Here is a 6,313-nt window from a genome sequence, read left to right on the forward strand (position 1 = left end):
GCGACGAGGTTCACTGGCTTACTTTTCCTGTTCGCGCAGCCCCTTCGCCAAGGCTATGTTGGACAGTTTGAGTTCGCCATTCGTTACCGTAACAGCAAGCGAGTGGCCGAACTTCTCGCAGACGCGTGTCGTGAGTGCGGTACCGTCGAGGTAGAGGACGAGGATGTTGTCGTCAACGATGAGCTGCAGGTGGTAAGAACGCCCGGACTCGAGCCAGACTGGCCTCCAAAGCCCCTTATCCATTACGCGGAACCACTTGTAACAGGGGCTCTTGTCGAACGAGAGCCGATTCGCGTCGAGGTCGAAGCGGTATTCGTACGACTCGTCGGTCTCGAGATTCTTGTAGGCTCGAATTGAGAAGTCGCAAGCGTCCCTGAACGTCACGTCTGCCTCGAAGCAGAAGATCTCGCCTGCGTTTTCGGTGATTACGCACTCCGTTCGTTCGTGGTCTCCGCGAAGCTCGATATCCGGGACGGCATCAGGGCACTCGAACGCATCCTTTATGCTTTGGGGAGGGCGAACGCCGAGGGTGCCATTGGGGCGCTGGTACACCTCATGGGGCATAAACGAGCCACCCCAAAGCCAGTTGGCCCGGTCATCGTCGTTCTCGCGCGTGGGGACCCAGCCGGACAGAATCCTGCGCGATCCGTCGAAGGCGGTCCGTCCGGCGTAATACGCCCTCCCGTCGAAGGCGTCATCTCTCGGCTTCTCCCACGGACCGTAGAGATCGCGGCTCATGCGGTAGACGATCTTGTTCTCGTCGCTGTACTCAGAGTAGACCAGGTACCACCAATCGCCAATTTTAAAAATGTCTGGCATTTCGAACATGGTGTAGAGGCCGGGGGCCCAGAAGTCGCCCTTGAACTGCCAGTGCTCGAGGTCCTTCGACGTAAAGTGAACGAGCCTGCCAGTTTGGAGGGTTTTGGAGGGGTCGTCTCCCTTACGCGTGCCCAGTACGAGGAGGTATTCCTTCCGGTCGTCATCCCATATTACGAAAGGGTCGCGCCAGTTGCGCCCATCGTATCCTGGCTGAGGCGTGAGCTCTACTGCAACGCCCGTCTTTTTCCACGTCGCATAATCATCCGAGCAGGCCTTCGCCTGCATGAGCACCTGGGACGTTTTGCCTTCTCGCAGGTAGTTGCGGTTGAACCCGGTATAGAAAGCGCGTACCTCCCCTTTTGCCTCGTAAACGGTTCCGGCGTAGATGAACTGGTCTTGGTCGTCTTCTCCGCCGTGGGGGATCGCCGTTCCGTGTTCCTGGTACGTCACGAAGTCCTGGGTGGTCGCGAGCGACCACCCAAAGGGCTGTCCTTCGGCAAGCGGAGCGGGGTCGCGCGTGTCACGCTGGTGGTATAGATAGAACGTGCCGTCCTTGCCGAAGGGCATGACGTCTCCCACCCACACGTCCTTCGGTTGGTAGAACAGGTGCTGGTTATTGGTCGGGACTTTGCGCATGTCTCGTCCTCCTTACTGTCGCGTCTTTCCTATTCGTCTTCTTCGTCAACGTCCGGAGTAAGATCTCCGAGGTAGACGAGCTGCTCTTTGGCTTGGGTGACGACATGCCTCACCACATCGGGAGTAAGCTGTCCGGCGTGGAGCGAGAGCTCGAGGGCCACGGGAAGGTTTACGCCGGTCACTATGAACGCGCCTCGCGGAGCCGAGCAGGCTACGAGCTGGTTTACGCTGCCCTGAAGGATGTCGGTGAGAACGAGGGTCTCGTCATCTTCGGCGATGCCCTCGAATGCGCTGGCGAGCTTCTCCTCGAGCGGGGTTTCGTCTGTAAACGCGCAGACAACCCTGATGTCGTGCCCCGGTCCTATGATGGCCTTGAGCGTGTCTCCGAGTCCGGCTGCCAGGCCGTAGTGCGATGCAATGATGATGTGCCTCATAATGCGTCCTTTGTGGGTTGGTCTAGCCCTAGGCTAGGCAGCAAGAATGCCGAAAGCCGCGCACACCCACGAGATGATGAGGATGCCGAGGACAATCTTGTTGATGCTGACCTTGCGCTTGACGAGGGCGTAGACGATGGCTGTGGCTATTACGGGCAGCATGCCGACCATGATTTGGTCGAGGATGCCCGTCTGGACGTCGAGCGTGACGTCACCCATGGTGAACGTGAGACCACACGAGACCTTGATGACGGTGGGGATGAGCGCACCGACGACCATCATGCCAAGTGCCGACGTCGACTCGGTGAAAACGGACATCTTCTCGGCAAGGGTCGTGAAGAGCTTGTCGCCGAACTTATAGCCTATGCGCCAGTCAAAGAGCTTCCATACGAAGATGGCGATGGCGACGGCGAGCCAGAGAAGCACGCCGACGGGGTTTCCCGCCTGTCCCATGTAGGCGGCGATGGAGCCGAAGATGGTGGGAATGAGGATGGCGAAGATCGTATCGCCGACTCCTGAGAGGGAGCCCATGAGGCCAATCTTAAGGTCTTGGACCGCGTCGATGGCGTCATTGTGCCCCTTGTCCTCCAAGGCTAGGCCGGCGCCGAGGAGCAGGCCGCTTACCTGGGGAGTCGCATTGTAATAGCGATAGGTGCTCAGAAGTGACCTGCGGTAGCCCTCCTCGTCTCCTGCATAGATCTTGCGCAGGGCGGGTTCGGTTGCGAACATGACCGCCGGGGCACACTGGGACTCATAGTTATAGATGGACGCGCCGAGCATCCAGCGGCGGCCGCAACGGTCGAGATCGGAAACGGTGAGGACTGGCTGGTACGTTCCGTCTGCCAGGCGGGTTGGCGCTTCGTTTGCCTTGGTGGCGTTAACTTCGTTACTCATCTTCCAGACCTCCAGCGTCGAGGGCGTTTACGGACGGATTGCTGTGCGACTTGTAGTACTCGATGGCCGCGGCGGCACCGAGCAGGGCAATGGGGAGAATGCTTATCTGCAGGTAGGCGGCCAGAACGAAGCCAACGATGGCGTAGGCGATGAATTTCTTCATTGGCATGAAGGACAGAAGCATCGCAAGGCCGACGACGGGGAGGATACCGGCGGCGATGGAGAGGCCGGTCGTGAACCAGGAGGGCATGACGGAGAGGAAAGCGTTGACGGCATCGGCGCCAAAGAGCAGTACGGCAAACGTGGGGATGGCCGCCGTAAGGCCATAGAAGACCGGACCGAGGAAAAGTACGCTCTTCATCTGCGAGTACTTGCCCTCTTCGGCAAAGCGCTGCGAGGTACGCCCGAGGAAGCCGTTTGCCGTCTTGGCGATGACGTCGAGCTGAAGGCCGAGCATGCCGACTGCGATTCCGGCGGCAACGCCGACGCTCGCCTCCTGACCCGAGGTGATGGCAACGACGGCGCCAATGATGGCGGCAGTGGGATAGTCGGGGACGGAGGCTCCTCCCATGGCCGCCACGCCCAGGCTCATGAGTTGGACGATGGCGCCGACGGCGAGGCCGGTTACGGGGTCGCCGAGCGCAAGTCCGACGAACCATGCTGGCGTGACGGACATGTTCGTGAGAATTTGTCCCGCGTTCTTCTCGGCTCCGTAGATGAAGGCGATGAGTGTAACGACGGCTATCTGGATGATGGATGGTGTCATAAGTTCACTCCCTTGCTAAAGCGTGATGATGCTGGAGAGCTCTACGGGCTTGTCGGCCGGCACATAGCGAACGGTGATGTCGCAGCCGGTGCCAGCAATCGCTCGATATGCGGGCAGCTCGTCTTTGGTGACGTAGGCGCGACTGCTCACCTGGACGGCGTCTGACCCCTCTTCGGGAAAGACTGTGCCTCCGACCACGAGTGTGGGAACAACCTGGCCCGTCTGTATGACGTCGAGGATGGTCTGGGGGTCTCGCGCCACGATGAAGACCGTGTGGTCGTCGTACTTGCCCGCCCGATAGTTCGTGAGAGCCGTCTCCTTGTTGATAATGGAGAGGGCGACTCCCGAGGGCTTTGCCATCCGCATGGCGGCCTTCTTGGTCGGGTCGTTGGCGACGATGTCATCGATGACCATGAGACGCTGCGGACGGAACTCGGGTACCCACTGGGTTGCCACTATGCCGTGTAGCAGGCGGTTGTCGATGCGTGCTGCGATGATGCTCATGTGATGTTGGCTTCCTTCCTTTGCTTGCGTGACGCGTTTCGGCATGGCCTGTGCCGAAGCGCGTCATTCGTCCTGCCGGGCCGCGGACCCGTCGTTCAGCGTGGCCTGCCTGCGCGGGGCATGCCGGGAATTGATGTAGTCGTATGCGTAGGCGATCTCCGCGACGGGGACCTCCACGTGGTAATGGGCGGAAATGTCAGAGAAGCTCGTGCGGAATGCGATCGAGGTAGGCTCTGTGTCTCGGGGATGTTCATGCGGCTGGTCCTCCTTTCGCCACACACCTTACGGGCGGGGTGGTGCGCGGAACGGGTTGGCGCCAGTGTTTCGTCACGGGCGCGTGCACTTCGGCACTCCATGCTACATCTGAGTGGCATATGGCGACTTCTCGACACTCGCGCTCGACACAGCGAGCGGAAATGGCGCTGCCTGCCGAGCGCCTCGCGGGCGCATCCCGACCGCAGAAGTGAGCGCGAAGGCTCGTCGAAGTGCTGGGTGGGGGACCGGCGGTCTGGATACGCGGTTTCGTTCGGCGAAGGCGGCGAGGCGAATGGCATGGCGAACGTACGGGTTTGACGTGAACGGGTTGCCCGTGGCGGCGTGGTATCGGGAGGAGACGGTCGAGCAGGTGCTCGCGCCGCTGCTCGCCCGTCTCGCGCGCTCGCATCAGGAGAAGGGGTCGCAGGCCCATCTCGGCAACCCGGTGCGCATACGCTATTGCGACCGGGACGGCCACGTGTCGCGAACGGATATCGTCCGCCAGGTGGACGTCGCGCCGCGAAATGCAGACTCGCCTCAATCGTCGGTAAGGGGTGCCGCGGGCGATACGATGGAATCCACGGACCGCACCGCGCCGCCGAGATTGCGACGCGAACGCAGGCGATGCGCCCGAAAAACTCCTCCGCGCATGTAGGGCGAAACGCCAGATTGGAGCTCCATGAACGATTTCTCCTTCTACTCCCCCACCCGCTTTGTCTTTGGGCGAAAAGCGACCGACAAGGTTGGGGGACTCTGTCCGCCTCCGGCTACCGCTGAGCGCTCATTGTCTACGGCAGGGGTTCCGCAGTTCGCTGCGGAACGCTCGTCCGCGTGAGGGCATCGCTCGATGCCGCGGGCGTGGAGCACATCGGGCTTGGAGGGGTGCGTCCAAACCCCGAAATAGGCTTGGCACGAGAAGGCGTCGAGCTCGCACGGGCAAACGACGCCGACATCATCCTGCCCGTGGGCGGCGGCTCCGTCATGGACTGCGCGAAGGCCATCGCACTGGGGCGGTATACGACGGCGACGTATGGGACTTCTTCCGCAAGCGCGCCGTTCCCGCCGACCGCATCGACGTCGCCTGCGTGGTGACCATCCCCGCATCCGGTTCCGAGGCCTCTAACTCCTGCGTTATCAGCAACGACGAGGAGCACCTCAAATGCAGCATTAACACGGACCTCAACCGCCCGGCCATCGCCTTCCTCGACCCGGAGCTGACCTTCAGCCTGCCCGCCTGCCAGACCGCCGCGGGAGTGACCGACATGATCGCCCATATCATGGAGCGACTCTTCTCCGGCGAGCCCGCCGTGGGCGTAACCGACAACATCGCCTGCGGGCTAGTGCGCGCCGCGAGGGAGGCGGCGCCCAAGGTGATGGAGAACCCCGATGACTACGACGCCCGCGCCGAGATCATGTGGGTGGGTACGCTCGCCCATAACGCCCTGCGCGACGGCGATTGGACCTGCCGCGGCCTTGAGCACGAGCTATCCGCACTGGACACCAAGATCACGCACGGCGCCGGCCTCGCCGTCATCTTCCCCGCCTGGATGCGCTACGTATGGCGAGAGCACCCTGAGCGCTTCCTGGAGTTCAGCGCCCAGGCCCTTGGCATCGAACCCATCGATTCGGACGCGGACGAGCTCGATGTGGAGGTAACCCCCGAGCAGGCAATCGAGTACGCGGTCGAAGCGACCATCGACGAGCTGCAGGATTTCTTCGTCTCGCTGGGAATGCCGCGCGCGCTATCGGAGTTCGGAGTCACCGAGGACGATATCGAAAAGATGATTCCGGGCCTCAAGATCAACCGCGGAGAGCTCTTCGGCAGCTTCAGGAAGCTCACGCTGGACAACGCGAGAAAGATTTACCGCAGCGCACTCTAGGAAACAGATGCCAGTCCCCCACGGGCGAGCAGCACGGCGGCCCCCGCAAATCAGAACCACCCTTAAAAAGGGTGGTTTGCTCTTAGGGTATAACCCACGGGCCCCGGGCTCGCGTCTAAAGGCGC

General features: G+C 61.5%; 8 protein-coding genes. 3 read left to right on the forward strand and 5 right to left on the reverse strand.

What is annotated here, in order from left to right:
* Positions 1-18 precede the first annotated feature (18 nt).
* Genes ABHR76_RS05610 through ABHR76_RS05630 form a run of 5 tightly spaced genes read right to left on the reverse strand, consistent with a single transcriptional unit; the run spans position 19 to position 4,053 of the window.
* The gene (locus ABHR76_RS05610) at positions 19-1,455 is read right to left on the reverse strand and encodes a family 43 glycosylhydrolase (protein WP_118080243.1); all 1,437 of its coding nucleotides are present in this window, start codon (positions 1,453-1,455) and stop codon (positions 19-21) included.
* 29 nt (positions 1,456-1,484) lie between these two features.
* Positions 1,485-1,889: a PTS sugar transporter subunit IIA gene (locus ABHR76_RS05615; RefSeq protein WP_118080241.1), complete on the reverse strand. Its 405-nt coding sequence runs from the start codon at positions 1,887-1,889 to the stop codon at positions 1,485-1,487.
* Positions 1,890-1,922: 33 nt separating this feature from the next.
* Positions 1,923-2,783 carry a PTS system mannose/fructose/sorbose family transporter subunit IID gene (locus ABHR76_RS05620; RefSeq protein WP_118080239.1) on the reverse strand — a complete coding sequence of 287 codons (861 nt, stop codon included), beginning with the start codon at positions 2,781-2,783 and terminating at the stop codon, positions 1,923-1,925.
* The gene (locus ABHR76_RS05625) at positions 2,776-3,549 is read right to left on the reverse strand and encodes a PTS mannose/fructose/sorbose/N-acetylgalactosamine transporter subunit IIC (RefSeq protein ID WP_118080237.1); all 774 of its coding nucleotides are present in this window, start codon (positions 3,547-3,549) and stop codon (positions 2,776-2,778) included. The genes ABHR76_RS05620 and ABHR76_RS05625 overlap by 8 nt, the downstream gene beginning before the upstream one ends.
* Before the next feature lie 15 nt (positions 3,550-3,564).
* Positions 3,565-4,053, reverse strand: coding sequence for a PTS sugar transporter subunit IIB (locus ABHR76_RS05630; RefSeq protein WP_118080235.1), 489 nt, complete (start codon positions 4,051-4,053; stop codon positions 3,565-3,567).
* 589 nt (positions 4,054-4,642) lie between these two features.
* Between ABHR76_RS05630 and ABHR76_RS05635 the strand changes: the two genes are divergently transcribed.
* The 3 genes from ABHR76_RS05635 to ABHR76_RS05645 all read left to right on the forward strand — a co-directional run bounded on the left by ABHR76_RS05635 (position 4,643) and on the right by ABHR76_RS05645 (position 6,188).
* On the forward strand, positions 4,643-4,963 hold the full coding sequence (locus tag ABHR76_RS05635; protein ID WP_346963326.1) for a hypothetical protein: 321 nt from the start codon (positions 4,643-4,645) through the stop codon (positions 4,961-4,963).
* A gap of 176 nt (positions 4,964-5,139) precedes the next feature.
* Positions 5,140-5,400 (forward strand): iron-containing alcohol dehydrogenase, encoded by a 261-nt coding sequence (locus tag ABHR76_RS05640; protein ID WP_308196324.1) that lies wholly within the window; start codon positions 5,140-5,142, stop codon positions 5,398-5,400.
* Positions 5,394-6,188: a hypothetical protein gene (locus ABHR76_RS05645; protein WP_420482012.1), complete on the forward strand. Its 795-nt coding sequence runs from the start codon at positions 5,394-5,396 to the stop codon at positions 6,186-6,188. The genes ABHR76_RS05640 and ABHR76_RS05645 overlap by 7 nt, the downstream gene beginning before the upstream one ends.
* Positions 6,189-6,313 lie beyond the last annotated feature (125 nt).

Origin of the sequence: Collinsella aerofaciens (assembly GCF_039752985.1) — a bacterium.
Taxonomy (GTDB): Bacteria; Actinomycetota; Coriobacteriia; order Coriobacteriales; family Coriobacteriaceae; genus Collinsella; species Collinsella aerofaciens_BT.